We start from the raw sequence: 18,571 nt of genomic DNA on the forward strand, positions 1-18,571 counted from the left end.
ACCACATCCAAGAGAAGGAAGCGCCCATGAATACCGCTCAAACCGTTCGTTTGCCCGATGGCACTACCGTTCCGGCGCTGGGCCAGGGTACCTGGCGCATGGGCGAGAACGCGGATCTGCATCGCCAGGAGGTCAGTGCCCTGCGCCAGGGGCTGGACCTGGGACTCACCCTGATCGACACCGCCGAGATGTATGGCGAAGGCCGCGCCGAGGAACTGGTGGGCGAGGCCATGGCCGGGCGGCGGGACGAGGTCTTCCTGGTGAGCAAGTTCTATCCGAAGAACGCCACCGAAGCCGGCGTACCCCTGGCCTGCGAACGCAGCCTGAAACGCCTGGGCACCGATGTCATCGACCTCTATCTGCTGCACTGGCGCGGCCAGGTGCCGCTGATCGAGACGGTCATGGCGTTGGAGAAACTGCGCGACGAAGGCAAGATCCGCCACTGGGGCGTTTCCAACCTCGACACCAGCGACATGCTCGAGTTGAACGATGATCGCTGCAGCGCCAATCAGGTGCTCTACAACCTGGAACAGCGCGGTATCGAGCATGACCTGCTGCCCTGGTGCCAGCGTCAGCAGATGCCCCTGATGGCCTATTGTCCGCTGGGGCAGGGCGGGGATCTGCTGCGCCACCCGGCCCTGGCTACCCTGGCCGAACGGCATCAGGCCACCCCGGCGCAGATCGCCCTGGCCTGGGTGCTGCGTCAGCCGGGTGTGATCGCCATTCCCAAGGCCGGCGATGCCGGACATCTGGAAGAGAATGCGCGGGCCCTGGATCTGCGCCTGAGTGAAGAGGACTTCGCCCTGCTCGACGGCGCCTTTCCGCCGCCGCAAGCCAAGAGTCCGCTGGCGATCATCTAGCCGCCGCGAATCAACCGGCGCAGGGGGAAACGACTGGGGTGGCAGGCTTCGGCCACCTGCCGCGCCACCGGCAGGGGCTCGTCTTCCAGCCAGGCCGCCAGCAGTTCGGCGGCCAGCGGGGTGGTGACCAGGCCACGGGAGCCGTGCGCCAGATTGACATAGAGTCCCTCGCGCCAGGGCGCCGTCTGCTCGGGTACCTGGCGGGCGTCGTAGGCCAGTGCCTGGTAGCGCTGGACGAAGAGGTCTTCGTCCACCACCGGGCCGACCAGGGGCAGGTAATCCGGCGAGGTACAGCGGAAAGCCACGCGACCTTCCAGTTTCTCGGCTTCATAGCCGACAGCCAGCGCGGGTGACAATTCGGCGAGCAGGTGCAGGTTGCTCTGGTGTTCCGCCTGGCTGGGTTCGGTGTCGCTCCGGTCGAACACGAAGCTGGCGCCCAGGCAGTGCCGACCTTCCCGCGCCGGGGCGAGATAGCCTTCGCCGCAGACCACGGTGGCCAGCGCCTGGCTGTCCGGGGTTTCCGGCAGCGCGGACAGCTGTCCGCGGATCGCCTTCAGTGGCAGGCCGGGCAGCAGCGTTCGGGCCTGGGCGGCGCTGGCCACTACTACCACCGTCGCCGTCAGCGGCTCGCCGCGGGTACTGGCCTGCCAGCCGTGCTCGGTCTGCTGCAGGGCGATCACCTCGGTATGGGTGACCAGCTCGATATTCGGATGGGTCAGCCAGTGCGCGCACAGCGCCGGCGGATGTACCCAGCCTCCTTCCGGAAAGAACAGGCCACCCGCCGTCAGACCGATTCCGGCCCTGTCACTGGCGGCTTCGCTGTCCAGCGGCTGCAGCAGATCGGCGGGGAAGTGCGCGGCCAGTTGCGCCTGCCGCTGGGCGTCCTTGTCCGTCAGCGCCAGTTGCAGCACCCCGCAGGGTGACCAGGCTGCGCCAGGTGGCAGAGCCTGTAATTCGCGCAGGGTCAGGCCGAAGCCATCGAGGATCAGCCGACTGAGCGGGGTGTCATGGGCCGACAGCTTGAGATAGAGCACGCCCTGGGGATTGCCGGAGGCCTCCTGGGCGGGCGCCCCGTGGCGCTCGACGATCCGGACCTGCCAGCCGCGGCGGGCCAGGCTGGCGGCGGTGGCGCAACCGGCCAGGCCGGCGCCTATGACCAGGGCCGTGCGCGGGCCCTGGGGGCGCGTTGGGCGGACATACCAGGGCATGGGGGTAGGGGCGACGGGGCGTTCCAGCTTGCCGGCCAGCATTTCGCGCTTGTGGCCGAAGCCGGGCACCTTGGCCATGGCGAAGCCGGCCTCGTTGAGACCACGGCGGACGAAGCCGGCACAGGTAAAGGTCGCCAGGGTGGTGCCGGCATGGGACAGCCGAGCCAGCTCGGCGAACAGCGCGGGCGTCCACATCTCGGGGTTCTTGGCCGGGGCGAAGCCGTCCAGGAACCAGGCATCGCAACGGGCATCCAGTTCGGGCAGGCGCTCCAGCACATCGCCGACCAGCAGGGTCAGGGTGATGCGCCCGTCGCCCAGGATCAGCCGCTGGAAGCCTGGATGGATCGCCTGGTACTGCCGCTGCAGCGCTGCGCTGTAGGGGGCGAGTTCCGGCCAGAGACTCAGCGCCTGGGCGAGATCGGCAGCGGTCAGCGGAAAGCGCTCGACGCTGACGAAATGCAGGCGCGCTTCCTGTGGTGCCAGGGCGTCGAAGAGTTGCCAGGCGCAGAGGAAGTTGAGGCCGGTGCCGAAACCCGTCTCGCCGATGGTGAAGACTTCGCCCGGCACCAGCGCGGCGAAGCGTTCGGCCAGGCGATTCTGCTGCAGGAAGACATAGCGCGTCTCTTCCAGACCGCTGGCGCGGGAAAAGTAGACGTCGCCATAGGTGCGGGAGAGGGGTTGCCCGGAGGCATCCCAGTCGAGCTGGGCGTGCTGGAAATCGGTCATGAGCGGCGCGGCCTGGGATTCAGGGCGCGCAGTCTAAAGGATCGAGCGCAGGCGGTCAGACGTTGCTGACGGATTGGCGCATCAGGCCCTGAGAGGTCTGCAGCCGTTCGACGTAGCGATCGATCTGGTTGAGGGCTTCTTCGCGGCTGAAGAAGGGGCCTTCCAGGGTGCCCTCGCGGGTGGTGAAGAAAAACTGACCGTTGACCACGCTGACGCGCTCGCTACGGAAATGGGTGCTGGCACCGGGGTCGTCATTACGTTTGCCTAACATGAGAATCTCCTCCTCGTCTTGCCAACAGACCATGGCGAGCGCTGCGGGTTGCCCCGCTCGGCCAAATGGCGGTCCGTCGATCTTCCTTAGGTGTAGCACCCTAGCGGCCGCGGCGCCTGGGTGGAAAAAGCGCGACGAAATTGTGAGAGGCATCACGCAGCACAGGGCGTAGCCGCCGGACGATGGCCCTGGACGGGTCGTCTTTCGCGTTATAACCACAGCGTGATCCGATCTTTCCCGCCCGCTCTGGTGGGCGGCATAGTGCCGCTATCCCTACCTGCATCAGGAGAACTGCCAATGACCATCCGTCTGGGCGACATCGCCCCCGATTTCGAACAGGATTCCAGCCTGGGTCGCATCCGCTTCCACGAGTGGCTGGGCGACAGCTGGGGCGTGCTCTTCTCCCATCCGGCCGACTTCACCCCGGTCTGCACCACCGAACTGGGCCTCACCGCCAAGCTCAAGGACGAATTCGCCAAGCGCGACGTCAAGGTGATCGCCCTCTCGGTGGACGGCCTGGAATCGCACCAGGGCTGGATCAAGGACATCGAGGAAACCCAGGCGACCGCCGTGGGCTTTCCGATCCTGGCCGACGCCGATCGCAGTGTCTCGACCCTCTACGACATGATCCACCCCAACGCCAACGACACCCTCACGGTGCGCTCGCTGTTCGTCATCGATCCGCAAAAGAAGGTGCGGCTGTCGATCACCTATCCGGCCAGCACCGGACGCAACTTCGACGAGATCCTGCGGGTGATCGACTCCCTGCAGCTCACCGACAATCACAAGGTGGCGACCCCGGGCAACTGGAAGGATGGCGATGACGTGGTCATCGTGCCGTCGCTCAAAGACGAAGAAGAACTCAAGCGCCGTTTTCCCAAGGGCTACACCGCGGTGAAGCCCTATCTGCGCCTGACCCCGCAGCCCAATCGCTGACACCTGCGGTGACAAGAAAACCCCGGCTCCGGCCGGGGTTTTTGTTTTCTGGTTATAACCAAGTGCCTAAAGGATATTTTTAGGGAATAAGCACCCCTTGCTAAGGTCCGCTCATTCCTTTTCGAGCGGCGCGACACCGCTCCTTTTTATCCTGGAGGCGGCGATGCAGGTGGTGACTTTGGCGGGCAGTCCGGGAGCGCGGTCGCGCTCCACCGGCGTGCTGGATCTGGCAGCGAACTGGCTGCAGGCGCGCGGCGTGGAATTGTCGCGCTGGCGTATCCAGGACTTTCCCGCCGCCGACCTCATCGGTGCCCGTTTCGACAGTCCGCCAGTAGTGGAACTGATCGCCCAGTTGCAGGCCGCCGATGGCCTGGTGATCGCCACCCCGGTGTACAAAGCCTCCCTGGCCGGCGCCCTCAAGACCCTGCTGGACCTGCTGCCCGAACGCGCCCTGACCCATAAGGTGGTGCTGCCCCTGGCCACCGCCGGTTCCAGCGGCCACCTGCTGGCCATCGACTACGCGCTGAAGCCGGTGCTCTCGGCGCTCAAGGCTCAGGAAATCCTCAATGGCGTCTTCGCCGACGACAGCCAGGTCAGCTACACCGAGACCGGCGTCGCCCTGACCCCGGCGCTGGAGCAGCGCCTGCACGAATCCCTCGAACAATTCCACGCGGCCCTGGTGCGGCGTCCCCAACCCCTGACCCCCGAGCTGCTGGCCGATCGCATCGGTCAGGCGCGCTGGGGCATCTGACCAGGAGCGTTAGTCATGCAGTTCTCCTTCACCCGTTCGCTGCTCGCCGTTTCCCTGCTGACCCTGGCCGCCGGCCTGGCGCAGGCGGAAGAGACGGTGCGCATCGGCTACCAGAAGTACGGCACCCTGATCACCCTCAAGGCCCGCGGCACCCTGGAGCAGCGCCTGGCCAAGGACGGCGTCAAGGTGCAGTGGACCGAATTCCCCGGCGGCCCGCAGCTACTGGAAGGCCTCAACGTCGGCAGCATCGACTTCGGCGTGACCGGGGAGACCCCGCCGGTGTTCGCCCAGGCCGCCGGGGCCGATCTGGTCTATGTGGCCCACGAGCCGCCAGCGCCCACCAGCGAAGCCATCCTGGTGCCCAAGGATTCGGCCATCCAGTCGCTGGCCGATCTCAGGGGCAAGAAGATCGCCCTGAACAAGGGTTCCAACGTCCACTACCTGCTGGTGCAGGCACTGGCCAAGGCCGGCATCCCCTACAAGGACATCCAGCCGGTCTACCTGCCGCCCGCCGATGCCCGCGCCGCCTTCGAGCGCGGCGCGGTGGATGCCTGGGTGATCTGGGATCCCTATCAGGCCGCCGCCGAGACCCAGTTGCAGGCGCGCACCCTGACCGATGCCACCGGCCTCGCCGACAACCATCAGTTCTATCTGGCCACCCGCAGCTTCGCCAAGGCCCATCCCGAACAGGTCGGCGCCATCGTCGACGAGGTGCGCTCGGTGGGCGAGTGGGCCAAGGCCCACCCCGACCAGGTCGCCGCCCAGGTGGCGCCGCTGCTGAACCTGCCGCTGGACACCGCCGAACGGGTGGTCAAGCGCCAGGGCTATGGCGCCCGGTTCATCAGTCCCGAGGTGGCGGCGCAGCAGCAGAAGATCGCCGACGCCTTCACCGCCCTCAAGTTGATTCCCAAGCCGCTGGTTATCCGCGACGTGGTGTGGACCCCGCCCGCCAGTCTGCAGACCGCTGCCGCCAAACCCTGAATTCGCCTGCTGGAGAAAGTCCCCATGAGTCTCGATATCTTCTGGTTCCTGCCGACCCACGGCGATGGTCACTACCTGGGTACCGCCGAAGGCGCCCGCGCCGTCGACCACGGCTACCTGACCCAGGTCGCCCAGGCCGCCGATCGCCTGGGTTTCGGCGGGGTGCTGATCCCCACCGGTCGCAGTTGCGAGGATTCCTGGCTGGTGGCCGCCTCGCTGATCCCGGTCACCCAGAAACTCAAGTTCCTGGTGGCCCTGCGCCCGGGGATCATCTCGCCCACCGTGGCGGCGCGGCAGGCGGCCACCCTGGATCGTCTGTCCGGCGGCCGGGCGCTGTTCAACCTGGTCACCGGCGGCGATCCCGACGAGCTGGCCGGTGACGGCCTGCACCTGTCCCACAGCGAAAGATACGAAGCCTCGGTGGAGTTCACCCGCATTTGGCGTCGCGTGCTGGAGGGCGAGACGGTGGACTATGACGGCAAGCACATCCAGGTGAAGGGCGCCAAGCTGCTCTATCCGCCGCTGCAGCAACCGCGCCCGCCGCTGTACTTCGGCGGCTCCTCCGATGCCGCCCAGGACCTGGCCGCCGAGCAGGTGGAGCTGTACCTGACCTGGGGCGAACCCCTGGACGCGGTGCGCGAGAAGATCGAGGCGGTCAAGGCCAAGGCCGCCGCCCAGGGCCGCACGGTGCGCTTCGGCATCCGCCTGCACGTGATTGTCCGCGAGACCAACGAAGAGGCCTGGAAGGCCGCCGACCGGCTCATCGCCAACCTGGACGATGCCACCATCGAAAAGGCCCAGGCCGCCTTCGCCCGCTTCGATTCGGTCGGCCAGCAGCGCATGGCCGCGCTGCACGGGGGCCGCCGCGACAACCTGGAGATCGCCCCCAACCTCTGGGCCGGTGTCGGCCTGGTGCGGGGCGGCGCCGGGACCGCGCTGGTCGGCGACGGTCCCACCGTGGCCGCGCGGGTCAAGGAATACGCCGCCCTGGGCATCGATACCTTCATCTTCTCCGGCTATCCGCACCTGGAAGAATCCTACCGGGTGGCCGAACTGCTGTTCCCGCACCTGCCGGTCAAGCGGCCGACCCAGGTGGAGGGCGCCAACTACGTGAGTCCCTTCGGCGAGATGGTGGCCAACGACATCCTGCCGCAGAAAGCGGCGCAGAGCTGAGGGGGCGGGCATGAGCAGTACGACTGAACGTCAACTCCAGCGCCTGGCGCCCTGGGTGGTGCCGGTGGCCCTGATCGTCGCCTGGCAGCTGTCGGTGAGCAGCGGCCTGCTGTCCAGCCGCATCCTGCCGTCGCCGGCGGCGGTGCTGGAAGCGGGCTGGAGCCTGGTCAAGAGCGGTGAGCTCTGGCAACACCTGGCCATCAGCGGCTGGCGTGCCGGTATCGGCTTCGCCATCGGTGGCAGCATCGGCCTGGCGCTGGGCTTCATCACCGGGCTGTCGAAATGGGGCGAGCGCCTGCTCGACAGCACCCTGCAGATGGTGCGCAACGTGCCGCACCTGGCGCTGATCCCGCTGGTGATCCTCTGGTTCGGCATCGACGAGTCGGCCAAGTTGTTCCTGGTGGCCCTGGGGGTGTTCTTCCCCATCTACCTCAATACCTACCACGGCATCCGCAACGTCGATCCGGCGCTGGTGGAGATGGCCCGCAGCTACGGCCTCTCCGGGGCGCGGCTGTTCTGGCACGTGGTACTGCCGGGCGCCTTGCCGGCCATCCTGGTGGGGGTGCGCTTCGCCCTCGGCCTGATGTGGCTGACGCTGATCGTCGCCGAGACCATTTCCGCCAGCTCCGGCATCGGCTACCTGGCGATGAACGCCCGGGAATTCCTGCAAACCGACATCGTGGTGCTGGCCATCCTGCTCTATGCCGTCCTCGGCAAGCTGGCGGATCTCGCCGCCCGCGGCCTGGAACGCGCCTGGCTGCGCTGGCATCCGGCCTATCAGAAGGGAGCCCACGCATGACCAGTCTGCAAGCCGTTCCACCGCTGGCGCGGGGCATCGCCCTGAAGCTGCAACAGGTGGTCAAGACCTTTGGCGAGCGCACCGTGCTCCATGGGATCGATCTGGAGATCCCGGCCGGCCAGTTCGTCGCCGTGGTGGGCCGCAGTGGCTGCGGCAAGAGCACCCTGCTGCGCCTGGTGGCCGGACTCGACCGCGCCAGTGGCGGCACCCTGCTGGGGCAGGACGAACCCCTGGCGGCGCACCGCGAAGACACCCGGCTGATGTTCCAGGACGCGCGCCTGCTGCCCTGGAAACGCATCATCGACAACGTCGGCCTGGGTCTCAAGGGCGACTGGAAGCCCAAGGCGCTGGAAGCGCTGGAAGCGGTCGGCCTGGCCGATCGCGCCCAGGAATGGCCCTCGGCGCTGTCCGGCGGCCAGAAGCAGCGCGTAGCCCTGGCCCGCGCCCTGATCCACCAGCCGCGCCTGCTGCTGCTCGACGAGCCGCTGGGCGCCCTGGATGCCCTGACCCGCATCGAGATGCAGCAACTCATCGAAGGCCTCTGGCAGCGCCACGGCTTCACCGTGCTGCTGGTGACCCACGACGTGGGCGAGGCGGTGGCCCTGGCCGACCGCGTGGTGCTCATCGAAGACGGCCATGTCGGCCTGGATCTCGACGTCAATCTGGCGCGCCCCCGGGCCGCCGGCGATGCCCAGCTGGCCCGCCTGGAAGCCGAGGTACTGGCCCGGGTGCTGCAGCAGCCGCTCAACCCCGATCTACCCGAAATCGTGCAACCCCTGCCCACGCAACTGCGCTGGGCCTACTGATTGATCACCCGAGGAGTTCTGCCATGACCATCAAGGCCATCAACGTTCGTAACCAGTTCAAGGGCACCATCAAGGAAATCATCGAGGGCTCGGTGCTTTCCGAGATCGACGTCCAGACCGCCGCCGGCATCGTCACCTCCGTCATCACCACCCGCTCGGTCAAGGAGCTGGAACTCCAGGTGGGCAGCGAGGTGATCGCCTTCGTCAAATCCACCGAGGTGTCCATCGCCAAGCTGTGAGGCGGCCCTGCTGGTGAGGAAACCCGCCCTGGTGGCGGGTTTTTTGTTGGGGCCTGGTGTTGTGCATCCGCGTCACTGCCACGATTCTGCAACCTGGGTCGGTTCCAATGCCGCTTTTGCCTGGAGGAATGCGGGTGCGGCGACAAAGGGGCGTGGCCCTGCTGATGGCGCTCTGGGCGCTGGCCCTGGTGGCGGCCTTGTTGCCGGTGCTGCTGGCCGAAGGGCGGGCCGAACTGCAGCGGGCGCGGTTGCTGGAGCACGAGACCCTGGCGCGGGCGCTGGCGGCGGGCGCCGAGCAGGTAGTCACCCAGGGCCTGATACAGGCCGGGGCCCGCCAGCGTCCCGAGTTCTGGCAGAGCCTGAGGGGGGAGGTGCTGGCCTATGAGGTGGAGGGGGCCCAGGTCCGTGCCCAGCTGCGCGATCTGCACGGCTGCTTCAACGTCAACGCCCTGGCCGGCCCGGAGCGGGACCTGGCGTTGCGGCAGCTGAAGCAGCTGCTGGCGCAGCGTCCGGGCGGCCTGGGCGAGCCCGGACTGACGGCTGCGGCCTTTGCCGAGCGCCTCGCCGACTGGGTCGATGCCGACGGCGAGACCCGTGAATTCGGTCTGGAGAGTGCCGAGGCCCTGCGGCTGGCGCCGCCGCTGCTGGTGCCCAATCTGCCGCTGGCCGAGATCGGCGAACTGGATCGGCTGGAGCCGGCGCGCCCTGGTCGGCATCTGCACCTGCGTGAACTCTGTGCCCTGCCGGAAACCTCCGGCTGGCGCCTCAATGCCAATGCCCTGGGGCTGGGTCAGCTGGCGCTGCTGGAGGCGCTGTTTCTCGATGAGGTGCCGCGCGAGACGCTGCAACTGCTGATCACCGCGCGGCCCGCCCAGGGCTATGCCACGGTCGAGAGCCTGCGCGAAGCGCTGCCGGGGGTGGGGGAGGAGACCTTCAGCCTGCTGACCCAGCGGCTGATCCTCAACAGCGGCGACTTCCTGCTCGGGGTCGAGGTGAGTCGCGACAGCCAGGTCTTTCGTCAGGTGCGGCAGCTGGCGGCCCAGGGCGTGAGTCGCTGGCATGCCGCGGTGCCGGCGCAACGGGTGCGCTGGCTGGCGACACGGGACACCACGCTGTGGGTACCAGGCCCGGGTGGGGCGGAGGTGTTGCAGTAGCCTTGCGGTCCGGGCCGTAGCGTGGAAAACGGCGCAGCCTTTTCCACAGGTGACTTCGTAGCGCGGAGCATGCCCTCACCCCAACCCTCTCCCAGGGGGAGAGGGGGTTGTCGGAGCAGGTGATCCGCTCCATCAACGCTTGAACCGTAGCGTGGAAAACGGCGCAGCCTTTTCCACAGGTGGCTCTGTAGCGCGGGGCATGCCCTCACCCCAACCCTCTCCCAGGGGGAGAGGGGGCTATCGGAGCAGGCGAGCCGCTCCATCAAAGCCAGAGCCGTAGCGTGGAAAACGGCGCAGCCTTTTCCACAGGTGGCTCCGATGCGCGGGGCATGCCCTCACCCCAACCCTCTCCCAGGGGGAGAGGGGGCTGTCGGAGCAGGTGATCCGCTCCATCAACGCCAGAGCCGTAGCGTAGAAAACGCTGCGCGGCTCCCTGCTCGACGGGAAGGATCTCAAAGCCGCCGGAAGGCAAAAGGCTCCCGCGGTCGTCGCCAACCGGGGGAGCCTGGCTCTCGCCGACGCGATCAGACGCCGATGGGGCCGCCGTCGAGCTTCTGGATCACCACTGTGGAGGCGCGGGGACGCACCTTGGTGCCGGCCGGGGTGGCGTCGGTGGCGACTTCGCTGAACGGCCAGTTGTCCGGGTGCTGGACGTTGATGAACATGGTCGTCAGGTCCGGGGTCCAGGTGATGCCGGTGATCTCGCAGCCATTGGGTCCGACCAGGAAGCGGCGTAGCGCGGTCTGGTTGGTGGCGGAAATGGCGACCTGCTTGCCGCTGCCATCCACAACCTGGGCCGGAATGACCGCCAGCAACTGGTCGTTGGTGTACTCGGCCACGGCGTTGTCGCTGTTGTCGGTCTCGATCCAGAGGATGCCGCGGCTGTCGAAGGCCAGGCCGTCGGGGCTGGCGAACTGGTTGAGTTCGGTCAGGCCTGAGCGATTGATATCTGGGGCCGCACCGGCGTCCGAGCCGAAGACGAAGATGTCCCAGGTAAAGTCGGTCTGGTTACTGTTGTCCTTCCAGCGCACGATGTGGCCGTTGACGTTGGGCACCCGCGGGTTGGCGGCATTGGCCGAGGTGCGTGCCGAGTTGTTGGTGAGGGTGACGTAGACCTCGCCGGTGAAGGGGTTGACCGTGGTCCACTCCGGGCGGTCCATCGGGGTCGCGCCCACGGCGTCGGCGGCGCCGCGGGTGTTGAGGATGATGCCGGCCAGGTCGCCGTAGAGGGCGCCCAGGGTACGGCCATCCTTGGTCGGCGCATTGACCGTCAGCGGCAGCCACTTGCCGTTGCCGCCGTCATCGAAGCGGGCGACGTAGAGGGTGCCGTTGTCCAGGTACTTGGCGCCGATGGCCAGGCGATTGGCCGAGTTGGCGTCGGCCGGATCCCAGGCGGCGGCGGAAACGAACTTGTAGATGTATTCGTTGCGCGAGTCGTCGCCCATGTAGAACGCCAGCGGCTGGCCGGCGACCGGAATACCGTAGGCCGAGCCCTCGTGGCGGAAGCGACCCATGGCGGTGCGCTTGGTGGCCGGCGCGGCGCTGTTGTAGGGGTCGATCTCGACGATGTAGCCGTAGCCGCTGGCTTCGTTGCGGAAGTCCTGGGTCGCGCTGGCGCCGGTGGGGGTCAGGTCGAAGCGGCGGAATTCGTTGTCCACCTCGCTGGCGTCACCCGCCGGCGTCTCCCAGCCGTAGTTGCTCTTGTTGGTGATGCCGATGCGCTTCTGGTCGACCGGCAGGGTGCCCTTGTTGACGAAGATGCCCGGCCAGTTCTCCTCGCAGGTGAGGTAGGTGCCCCAGGGGGTGAAGCCGTTGCCGCAGTTGTTGTTGGTGCCGCGGGTGCGGGTGCCGTCGGGGGAGTAGGGGGTGACCAGATTGGCGTTGCCGCGCAGCGGACCGGCGATTTCCATGGGCGTGGCGCTGGTGAAGCGGCGATTCAGCGCGTCGTTGGTGACCACCTGCCAGATGCCGTTGACCTTGCGGATGCGGATCACCGCCGCGCCATGGGCATTGATCTCCTTGCGCACTTCCTCGGCCGGACGCTTGCCGTTGGTGGTGGTCGGGCCGTTGGGGTGCAGCACCTTCTGGTCGATGTATTCGTAGTTGATGGCCAGCAGGCCGTCGCTGCTGGAGTTGTTCAGCGGGAAGAAGTGCATGCCGTCGTGGTGCATGCCGGCGGCATTGGCCTGGTCGGTGGAGGTGTTGCTGCCGTCGCTGCGCCAGGCGTTGGCCAGGTTGTTCAGCGGGGTGCCCCAGGGCGCCAGGGTGCGGGCGCTGTAGCCAGAGGCCAGGACGATGGCGTCGAGTCGGGCGCCGCGGATGGATTCGAAGCCAAGCTTGAGCTGCGGCGCCGGGGCCGGCTGGCTGGGGGCCGGATCGTCGTGCGAGCCGCCACCGCCGTCGAAGCAGGCGGTCAGGCCACCGCCGGCGATCATGGCGATGGCGGCACCCAGACCGCCCTTCATGACACTGCGGCGCGACAGATAACGGTCGACGACGGCATCCAGCGGTTCGTTGCCGCTTTCGTTGCGGTTACGGTCGTCGCTCGTGAAAGTGCTCATGCGCAAAGCTTCCTTGGTTGATCACGGGAGCCGGCGACTTTAGGAAGCCTCTGTGATGGTCTGGTGACTGAAAGGTTACAGCCGGTCATTTCCCGGCAGTCGCGCTGTAACAGTTTGTAACCTGCTGTTTTGTCATGAATTTGTAGCTTTTCGCCGCCTAGGATGCCGCCCTCATTTAAGCGCGTAAGGCAGACATCGGATGGGCAACTGGGCACGACGCCAGGTCTTGGGTTGGCTCGCGGCGGGCGCCACGGCACCCCTGCTGGGTGGCTGTGCCCGGGGTTTTTCCGCCAGTCCGGCGGACACCGATCTGCAGCTGCTCTATGTCGCCGACACCCTGGATGCCCGCGAACCCGGCTGGCCGGTGGTGCCGCGGGTGCGGCTCGGGCCGGCCGGGCGGATCGGCGCCGCGCCCTGGCGTACCGGCGCCGACGCGGCTCGTCTCGCTCCCGCGCTGGCACCGCTGCTGGATGCCGGGCGTGGCGACGGCCAGCGCTATGGTGGCTATGCCGCCCTGGCCTGCCAGCTGACCCAGTTGCGCACCCGCCAGGGCGCGATCCGTAGCCTGACCCTGGAAAACGGCCAAAGCTGGAACGGCAGCGGCCTGACCCAGCTGACCCGCGGCGAGGCCGGGGTCGAGGGCAGCCAGTTGCTGGGCAGCGAGGTCCGTGTCAGCAGCGACGAGCGCCTGCTCTGGCCCGAGCGCAGCGCCGCCCTCTATCGCCGCTATGGTCGCCCGGTGCTGGGCGCCACCCTTACCGAAGACCAGCGCACCGCCCTGGGCGTCGCCCCCTTCGCCCTGATCGAGCGCGACGGGGTGCGCATCGCCCTGGTCGGCGTGACCGATCCCTATGCCAGCGACCAGCAGGCGCCGCTGGCCGACTGGTATGCCCGACTGCGCCCGGTGCTGGCCGAGGCCCGGGGCAAGGCCGATCTGCTGGTGGTGCTGGCCGATGTCGGCAGCGGGCCGGGCCTGTGGCTGGCCGAGCGGCTGGAGGAAGCGGACCTGCTGCTCTGCGCCCGCGGCCAGGATCTCTGGCCGGAACTGATCCCGGTGATGCGCGGCAGCGGGCGTCCGCTGCCGGTGTGCCTGCCGGGCTGCCGCGGCGTCGGTATCTTCGAGATCCGCTGCCGGGGCGGTCGCGACGGCTGGCGCCTGGACGCCGTCTTCCATCCGGTGCAGGCCGAGCGCGTCTCGGATCGAGCCCTGCTGGAACATTATCAGCGGCAACTGGCGCGGGCCCGGGCGCCCCATGCCGGCTGGCTCGACCAGCGCCTGGCACGGGCGCCGGTGGACCTCTGGCGCCGCGACCTGCTCGGCGGCAGCTGGGATGCCCTGATCGCCGCGGCCCTGGGCGGTGGCGATGCGCAGCCGGTGCTGCTGCCAGGGCTCAGATATGACCTGCCCCTGCGGCGGGGCGACTGGATCACCCGCGAGCACCTGATCGCCCTCTGTGGCGGCCACGAGGCCACGGTGCTGGATCTGCCCACCTCGGCGGACGGCCTGCGCACGCTTCTGGAAGAGGCCGCCGACAACCGCTTCGGCGAACCCCTGCTGCTGGACAACAGCCAGGATCTGCCGCGGCTGCTGGGCGTTCAGTGGACCTGCCGCTACGGCGCGCCGCGCGGCCAGCGCATCGGACCGCTGCAGGCACCCCTGGGCGCCTCCTTTACCTGTCGCACCTTTGCCCTGGGGCGTGAACTCGGCACCGGCGAGGCGCTGTGGCAGCGCCTCGAAGCCTATCTGCGCGCCCGGCCCGCCGACTGGGGCCTGGTACCCCTGGCGCCGCCACGCCTGGAGTTCGTCGAGGGTCATCCGGGCTGGCATCCGCTGGCTGCCTTGCGCCGCCGTCTGGAGTCGCTGGCCTGATGGCGCGCCTGCTCATCCATCCCCTGGCGCTGCGGCTGCTGACCCTGCTGTGGCTGGGCATCGCCGCCTGGCTGGCGGCCCGGGTGGTCTGCGACCTGCGCCTGCTGTGGCTGCCGACGCCCGCGCCCAGCGCCCAGGTCGAGGCGGCACCGGCGGCCGATCTGCTTGCCGGCCATTGGCGCGCCGCCAGCCAGGCCGCACCCAGCAGCCTGCCGATCCAGTGGGTCGGGGCGATCAAGGCGGTGCCCATCGACGGCTCGGTGGTGGTGCTGCGCCACGGCGATCGCCAGCTGTCCCTGGTGCTGGGCGACAGCCTGGCGCCCGGTCTGGTGCTGACCGCCATCGACGCCCAGGGCCTGGTCTTTACCCGCGGCGATCGCGAAGAGCGGTTGCCCTGGCCGGCGCCGCGCGAACTCGTCGGGCTCGCCGCCAGCGGTACGGCCAAGCCGGCGCCGATCAAGGCCGCGCCCCTGCCGAGCGCGGAGGAGGGTGACCTGGCCACTCTGCTCAGGCGCATTCGCGCCACCCCGGTGCGCGAGCATGGCGAGCTGACCGGCTACCGCCTGCAACCCGGCGCCGAGCCGGCCTTCTTCAGTGGCCTGGGCCTGGAGCCCGGCGACGTCCTGCGCCGGGTGGACGCCGTCCCCGTGGCCGATACCCGGGCGCTCCTGCAACGCCTGCCGCACTGGCGCGCCACCGGCGCCCTGACCCTGGAACTGGAACGTCAGGGGCGTGCCCTGGCCCTACCCGTGAGACTGTCCCTGTGAAGAAACGCAGCTATTGCGGCCTGCTCCTCGCCTTCTGCCTGCTCGGCGCCCAGGCCGAACAACGCTTCGAGGTCAACTTCGAGAACACCGAGATCGATCTGTTCATCGAAAGCGTCGGGCGCATCACCGGCACCAACTTCGTCATCGACCCCCGGGTGCGCGGCACCCTGACGGTGCGCAGCGCCCAGCCCCTGGCCGCCGACGATGTCTATGCCCTGGCCCTGGCCCAGTTGCGCGCCAACGGCTACGCCGCGGTGGAGCTGGACGACGGCAGCGTGAAGATCCTGCCGGACCAGGCCGCCCGTACCGAGCCGCTGCCGGTGGAGCTGGATGACGGCGCCCCGGCCAAGGCCGGGGCCGGCGATACCGTGGCGACCCGGGTGTTCGCCGTGCGCGGTGGCAATCTCGAACAGCTGCTGGGCATCGTCCGTCCGCTGATGGACGCCCGGGTCGGGGTGGCCACGCCCTATCCGGCCAGCAACCTGCTGGTGGTGACCGACTGGCGCAGCAACCTCAGTCGCATCGGTCAACTGCTGACGCGGCTGGACCGCGGCCGCGACGAGCCGGTGGAGATGATCACCCTGCGCCATGCCCAGGCGCGCGACACCGCGCCGCTGGTGGAGCGGCTGCTGGCCAGTCGCGGCCAGGCCGGTGGTGGTGTCCAGGTGCTGGCGGACGCCCGCAGCAATGCTCTCATGGTGCGCGGCGACGAGGCCGTGCGCCGCCAGGTGCGCCGGCTGGTGGCCGAACTGGACGTCTCTCGCGATGCGGCCAGCGACACCGAGGTGGTCTATCTGCACCACGCCAAGGCCGGCGAGGTGGTCAAGGTGCTGCGCGGCCTGAGCGGCGAGGTCACCCAGGAGGCACGGGTGGAGATTCCCGTGGCGCCTGCTGCTGGTAATACCACCCCTGTGGAGGGTGGGGCGGAAGGGGAAGCCCCGCTGCCCAAGAGCGGCGGGACGCTGGCGCCGGGGGCGCCCGGTATTCGTCTGGAAGCGGACATGGGGACCAACTCCATCGTGCTGATCGGTCCGCCACGGGAGCTCGCCGGCTACAAGCGCATCATCAGCCAGCTGGATATCCGCCGCGCCCAGGTCGTGGTGGAAGCCATCATCGCCGAGATCACCGACACCAAGGCCAACCAGCTGGGTGTCCAGTGGCTGTTTCTCGACCGCAACGGCAACCTGCCGGCGGGCAGCGTCAACTTCACCAACGGCACGCCCATCAACGGCATCGCCGCCGCCGCGGCCAACCAGGACACCACCGCCCTGGGCAGTCTGCTGTCGGGCATGCAGGGCATCTCCGCCGGGGTCGGGCGCATCGGTGGCAGCGGTTTGAATTTCGTCACCCTGCTGCAGGCCATGCGCAGCGAGAGCGGTTTCAACCTGCTGTCGACGCCGACGCTGCTGACCCTGGACAACGCCGAGGCCTCGATCATGGTCGGCCAGGAGGTGCCCTTCGTCACCGGTTCGGTCACCAGCAACAACGCCAATCCCTACCAGACCATCGAGCGCCGCGAGGTGGGGGTCAAGCTGCGCCTCAAGCCGCAGATCAACGAAGGCGACACCGTGCGCATGGAGATCGTCCAGGAGGTCTCGTCGCTGGCCGACAACGTGCGCGCCAGCGACGTGGTCACCAACAAGCGCGAGATCAAGACCACGGTGATGGTCGAGGACAACGGCCTCATCGTCCTCGGCGGCCTGATCAGCAACGAAGGCAACGACAGCGACCAGCGGGTGCCGCTGCTGGGCGACGTGCCGGTGCTGGGCAATCTGTTCAAGTCGCGCACCCGCTCCAGCACCAAGCAGAATCTGGTGGTGTTCATCCGCCCGCGCATCCTGCGCGATCCGGCGCTGGTGCAGCAGATCAGCGAGGACAAGTATCGCGGCATGCGCGCCGCCGCCCCGGCCGCTGCCTTGCCGGCCACCCCGCCGGGCAGTCGCGGCGCGCCCACCCTGCAGAGTCTCTATCCCTCGGCGCGGGCGCGCCTGGACGGCCTCTGATGACACCGACGCTGCCTTATCGCCTGGCGCGCCAGGCCGGTATCGCCCTGGCCGCCGCGCCCGACGGCTATCGGCTGCTGTGCCGTACGGATGCCGACCTGGCCCTGCTGCAGGAAGTACAGCGTCGCCATGGTCCCCCCCTGGGCTGTGACTGGCTGCCCCGCGAGGTCTTCGAACAGCGCCTGGGACCGCTCTACGAAGCCGGCCAGGCCACGACCGAAGCCCTGGTGGAAGGCCTGGGCGAGAGCGTCGACCTGGCCGGGTTGATGGAGGAGCTGCCGCGGGTCGAGGACCTGCTCGACAGCGCTGGCGAGGCGCCGGTGATCCGCCTGATCAACGCCCTGTTCGCCGAGGCCCTGCGCCTGGACGCCTCCGACCTGCACGTGGAGACCTTCGAGCAGGCGCTGGTGGTGCGGGTGCGGGTGGATGGGGTGCTGCGCGAATTGCTGCGCCCGCCGCGGGCCCTGTCGGCCATGCTGGTGTCGCGGATCAAGGTCATGGCGCGGCTGGACATCGCCGAGAAGCGCCAGCCCCAGGATGGCCGCATCACCCTGAGGGCCAGCGGCCGGGACGTCGACATCCGCGTCTCGACCCTGCCCGGCGTCCACGGCGAGCGGGTGGTGATGCGCATCCTCGACAAGCAGGCCAGCCTGCTGGAGCTGGCGCGCCTCGGCCTGCCGCCGGCCATAGACACTGGCCTGCGTGGTGCCCTGGCCCAGCCCAACGGCATCCTGCTGGTGACCGGGCCGACCGGCTCGGGCAAGACCACCACCCTCTATGCCAGCCTGGGCCTGCTCAACGAGGGCAGCCGCAGCATCCTCACCGTGGAAGACCCGGTGGAATACGCCTTGCCCGGCATCGGCCAGACCCCGGTCAACCCCCGCGCCGGCCTGACCTTCGCCAGCGGCCTGAGGGCCATCCTGCGCCAGGACCCGGACGTCATCATGATCGGCGAGATCCGCGACGTGGAGACTGCCGGCATCGCCGTGCAGGCCAGTCTCACCGGTCACCTGGTGCTCTCCACCCTGCACACCAACAGCGCCCTGGGCGCCATTACCCGCCTGCGCGACATGGGCGTGGAGCCCTTCCTGCTGGCCTCCAGCCTCAAGGGGGTGCTGGCCCAGCGGCTGGTGCGGCGGCTCTGTGGCTGCGCCGCCTGGCGTCCGTTGCGCCCGGCCGAGCAGGCGCTCCTGCCGGGGTTGGCCGGCCTCGAACGGCTGCGCGAACCCCAGGGCTGCGCGGCGTGCAACGGCAGTGGCTATCGCGGTCGCCTGGGGCTCTATGAATTCGTCGCCCTGGACGCCGAACTGGCCGAACTCATCTATCGCGGCGCCGGTGAAGGCGAGATGGCGCGACTGCTGGAAGGCCGCCGCGCGACCCTGGCCGAGGGCGCCCTGGCGCGCCTGGCGGCGGGCGAGACCAGCCTGGCGGAGGTGCTGCGTGCGGTGCACCAGTAACGCCCTCGA

16 protein-coding genes are annotated in these 18,571 nt (G+C 68.7%); 13 read left to right on the plus strand and 3 right to left on the minus strand.

Annotated features, from left to right (window positions below):
* The first annotated feature begins 26 nt into the window (after window positions 1-26).
* Window positions 27-860 (plus strand): aldo/keto reductase, encoded by an 834-nt coding sequence (locus tag QKY98_RS15350; protein ID WP_027601428.1) that lies wholly within the window; start codon window positions 27-29, stop codon window positions 858-860.
* On the opposite strand, the gene mnmC is transcribed toward QKY98_RS15350, so the two are convergent.
* Both mnmC and QKY98_RS15360 read right to left on the minus strand, forming a co-directional pair.
* Window positions 857-2,794 carry a bifunctional tRNA (5-methylaminomethyl-2-thiouridine)(34)-methyltransferase MnmC2/FAD-dependent 5-carboxymethylaminomethyl-2-thiouridine(34) oxidoreductase MnmC1 gene (gene mnmC, locus QKY98_RS15355; RefSeq protein ID WP_284671196.1) on the minus strand — a complete coding sequence of 646 codons (1,938 nt, stop codon included), beginning with the start codon at window positions 2,792-2,794 and terminating at the stop codon, window positions 857-859. The genes QKY98_RS15350 and mnmC overlap by 4 nt on opposite strands.
* Before the next feature lie 55 nt (window positions 2,795-2,849).
* A complete protein-coding gene (locus tag QKY98_RS15360; RefSeq protein ID WP_007163023.1) occupies window positions 2,850-3,065 on the minus strand; it encodes a DUF6316 family protein in 216 nt (71 codons plus the stop codon).
* Between the two features lie 297 nt (window positions 3,066-3,362).
* Here QKY98_RS15360 and QKY98_RS15365 point away from each other — a divergent pair, with 297 nt between their 5' ends.
* The 8 genes from QKY98_RS15365 to gspK all read left to right on the plus strand — a co-directional run bounded on the left by QKY98_RS15365 (window position 3,363) and on the right by gspK (window position 9,904).
* Window positions 3,363-4,001 (plus strand): peroxiredoxin, encoded by a 639-nt coding sequence (locus QKY98_RS15365; RefSeq protein WP_027598409.1) that lies wholly within the window; start codon window positions 3,363-3,365, stop codon window positions 3,999-4,001.
* Between the two features lie 163 nt (window positions 4,002-4,164).
* Window positions 4,165-4,752, plus strand: a complete 588-nt coding sequence (gene ssuE / locus QKY98_RS15370) for an NADPH-dependent FMN reductase (RefSeq protein ID WP_027598408.1) — start codon at window positions 4,165-4,167, stop codon at window positions 4,750-4,752.
* Window positions 4,753-4,767: 15 nt separating this feature from the next.
* Window positions 4,768-5,733: a sulfonate ABC transporter substrate-binding protein gene (locus QKY98_RS15375; protein WP_007163026.1), complete on the plus strand. Its 966-nt coding sequence runs from the start codon at window positions 4,768-4,770 to the stop codon at window positions 5,731-5,733.
* 24 nt (window positions 5,734-5,757) lie between these two features.
* Window positions 5,758-6,906, plus strand: a complete 1,149-nt coding sequence (gene ssuD, locus QKY98_RS15380; protein WP_064309466.1) for an FMNH2-dependent alkanesulfonate monooxygenase — start codon at window positions 5,758-5,760, stop codon at window positions 6,904-6,906.
* A 10-nt stretch (window positions 6,907-6,916) separates the two neighbouring features.
* Window positions 6,917-7,705 carry an aliphatic sulfonate ABC transporter permease SsuC gene (gene ssuC / locus QKY98_RS15385; RefSeq protein ID WP_017639828.1) on the plus strand — a complete coding sequence of 263 codons (789 nt, stop codon included), beginning with the start codon at window positions 6,917-6,919 and terminating at the stop codon, window positions 7,703-7,705.
* Window positions 7,702-8,511, plus strand: coding sequence for an aliphatic sulfonates ABC transporter ATP-binding protein (ssuB, locus tag QKY98_RS15390; protein WP_027598405.1), 810 nt, complete (start codon window positions 7,702-7,704; stop codon window positions 8,509-8,511). Before ssuC ends, ssuB begins: the two co-directional genes overlap by 4 nt.
* A gap of 23 nt (window positions 8,512-8,534) precedes the next feature.
* Entirely contained in the window at window positions 8,535-8,750 is a 216-nt protein-coding gene (locus QKY98_RS15395) for a TOBE domain-containing protein (RefSeq protein ID WP_007163030.1), read from the plus strand.
* A 134-nt stretch (window positions 8,751-8,884) separates the two neighbouring features.
* Entirely contained in the window at window positions 8,885-9,904 is a 1,020-nt protein-coding gene (gspK, locus tag QKY98_RS15400; protein WP_284671197.1) for a type II secretion system minor pseudopilin GspK, read from the plus strand.
* A 524-nt stretch (window positions 9,905-10,428) separates the two neighbouring features.
* On the opposite strand, the gene QKY98_RS15405 is transcribed toward gspK, so the two are convergent.
* Window positions 10,429-12,465 carry a PhoX family protein gene (locus QKY98_RS15405; protein ID WP_007162340.1) on the minus strand — a complete coding sequence of 679 codons (2,037 nt, stop codon included), beginning with the start codon at window positions 12,463-12,465 and terminating at the stop codon, window positions 10,429-10,431.
* 199 nt (window positions 12,466-12,664) lie between these two features.
* On the opposite strand from QKY98_RS15405, the gene QKY98_RS15410 reads away from it, so the two are divergent.
* From QKY98_RS15410 to QKY98_RS15425, 4 genes are read left to right on the plus strand one after another with little or no spacing between them, the layout of a single operon-like run.
* The gene (locus QKY98_RS15410) at window positions 12,665-14,335 is read left to right on the plus strand and encodes a bifunctional UDP-sugar hydrolase/5'-nucleotidase (RefSeq protein WP_042138099.1); all 1,671 of its coding nucleotides are present in this window, start codon (window positions 12,665-12,667) and stop codon (window positions 14,333-14,335) included.
* Window positions 14,335-15,102, plus strand: a complete 768-nt coding sequence (locus QKY98_RS15415; protein ID WP_052382688.1) for a hypothetical protein — start codon at window positions 14,335-14,337, stop codon at window positions 15,100-15,102. The genes QKY98_RS15410 and QKY98_RS15415 overlap by 1 nt, the downstream gene beginning before the upstream one ends.
* Window positions 15,099-17,105 carry a type II secretion system secretin GspD gene (gene gspD / locus QKY98_RS15420; protein WP_284671198.1) on the plus strand — a complete coding sequence of 669 codons (2,007 nt, stop codon included), beginning with the start codon at window positions 15,099-15,101 and terminating at the stop codon, window positions 17,103-17,105. Before QKY98_RS15415 ends, gspD begins: the two co-directional genes overlap by 4 nt.
* Entirely contained in the window at window positions 17,105-18,562 is a 1,458-nt protein-coding gene (locus QKY98_RS15425) for a GspE/PulE family protein (RefSeq protein ID WP_284671199.1), read from the plus strand. Before gspD ends, QKY98_RS15425 begins: the two co-directional genes overlap by 1 nt.
* Window positions 18,563-18,571: the final 9 nt, after the last annotated feature.

Origin of the sequence: Pseudomonas sp. HR1 (genome assembly GCF_030175875.1) — a bacterium.
Taxonomy (GTDB): domain Bacteria; phylum Pseudomonadota; class Gammaproteobacteria; order Pseudomonadales; family Pseudomonadaceae; genus Chryseomonas; species Chryseomonas oryzihabitans.

Coding starts and splice junctions, on each gene's coding strand:
- mnmC (WP_284671196.1), bottom strand. CDS start 2,794: ATGACCGATTTCCAGCACGCCCAGCTCGACTGGGATGCCTCCGGGCAA.
- QKY98_RS15410 (WP_042138099.1), top strand. CDS start 12,665: ATGGGCAACTGGGCACGACGCCAGGTCTTGGGTTGGCTCGCGGCGGGC.
- QKY98_RS15405 (WP_007162340.1), bottom strand. CDS start 12,465: ATGAGCACTTTCACGAGCGACGACCGTAACCGCAACGAAAGCGGCAAC.
- QKY98_RS15360 (WP_007163023.1), bottom strand. CDS start 3,065: ATGTTAGGCAAACGTAATGACGACCCCGGTGCCAGCACCCATTTCCGT.
- ssuB (WP_027598405.1), top strand. CDS start 7,702: ATGACCAGTCTGCAAGCCGTTCCACCGCTGGCGCGGGGCATCGCCCTG.
- QKY98_RS15350 (WP_027601428.1), top strand. CDS start 27: ATGAATACCGCTCAAACCGTTCGTTTGCCCGATGGCACTACCGTTCCG.
- QKY98_RS15375 (WP_007163026.1), top strand. CDS start 4,768: ATGCAGTTCTCCTTCACCCGTTCGCTGCTCGCCGTTTCCCTGCTGACC.
- QKY98_RS15415 (WP_052382688.1), top strand. CDS start 14,335: ATGGCGCGCCTGCTCATCCATCCCCTGGCGCTGCGGCTGCTGACCCTG.
- ssuC (WP_017639828.1), top strand. CDS start 6,917: ATGAGCAGTACGACTGAACGTCAACTCCAGCGCCTGGCGCCCTGGGTG.
- ssuE (WP_027598408.1), top strand. CDS start 4,165: ATGCAGGTGGTGACTTTGGCGGGCAGTCCGGGAGCGCGGTCGCGCTCC.
- ssuD (WP_064309466.1), top strand. CDS start 5,758: ATGAGTCTCGATATCTTCTGGTTCCTGCCGACCCACGGCGATGGTCAC.
- QKY98_RS15365 (WP_027598409.1), top strand. CDS start 3,363: ATGACCATCCGTCTGGGCGACATCGCCCCCGATTTCGAACAGGATTCC.
- QKY98_RS15395 (WP_007163030.1), top strand. CDS start 8,535: ATGACCATCAAGGCCATCAACGTTCGTAACCAGTTCAAGGGCACCATC.
- QKY98_RS15425 (WP_284671199.1), top strand. CDS start 17,105: ATGACACCGACGCTGCCTTATCGCCTGGCGCGCCAGGCCGGTATCGCC.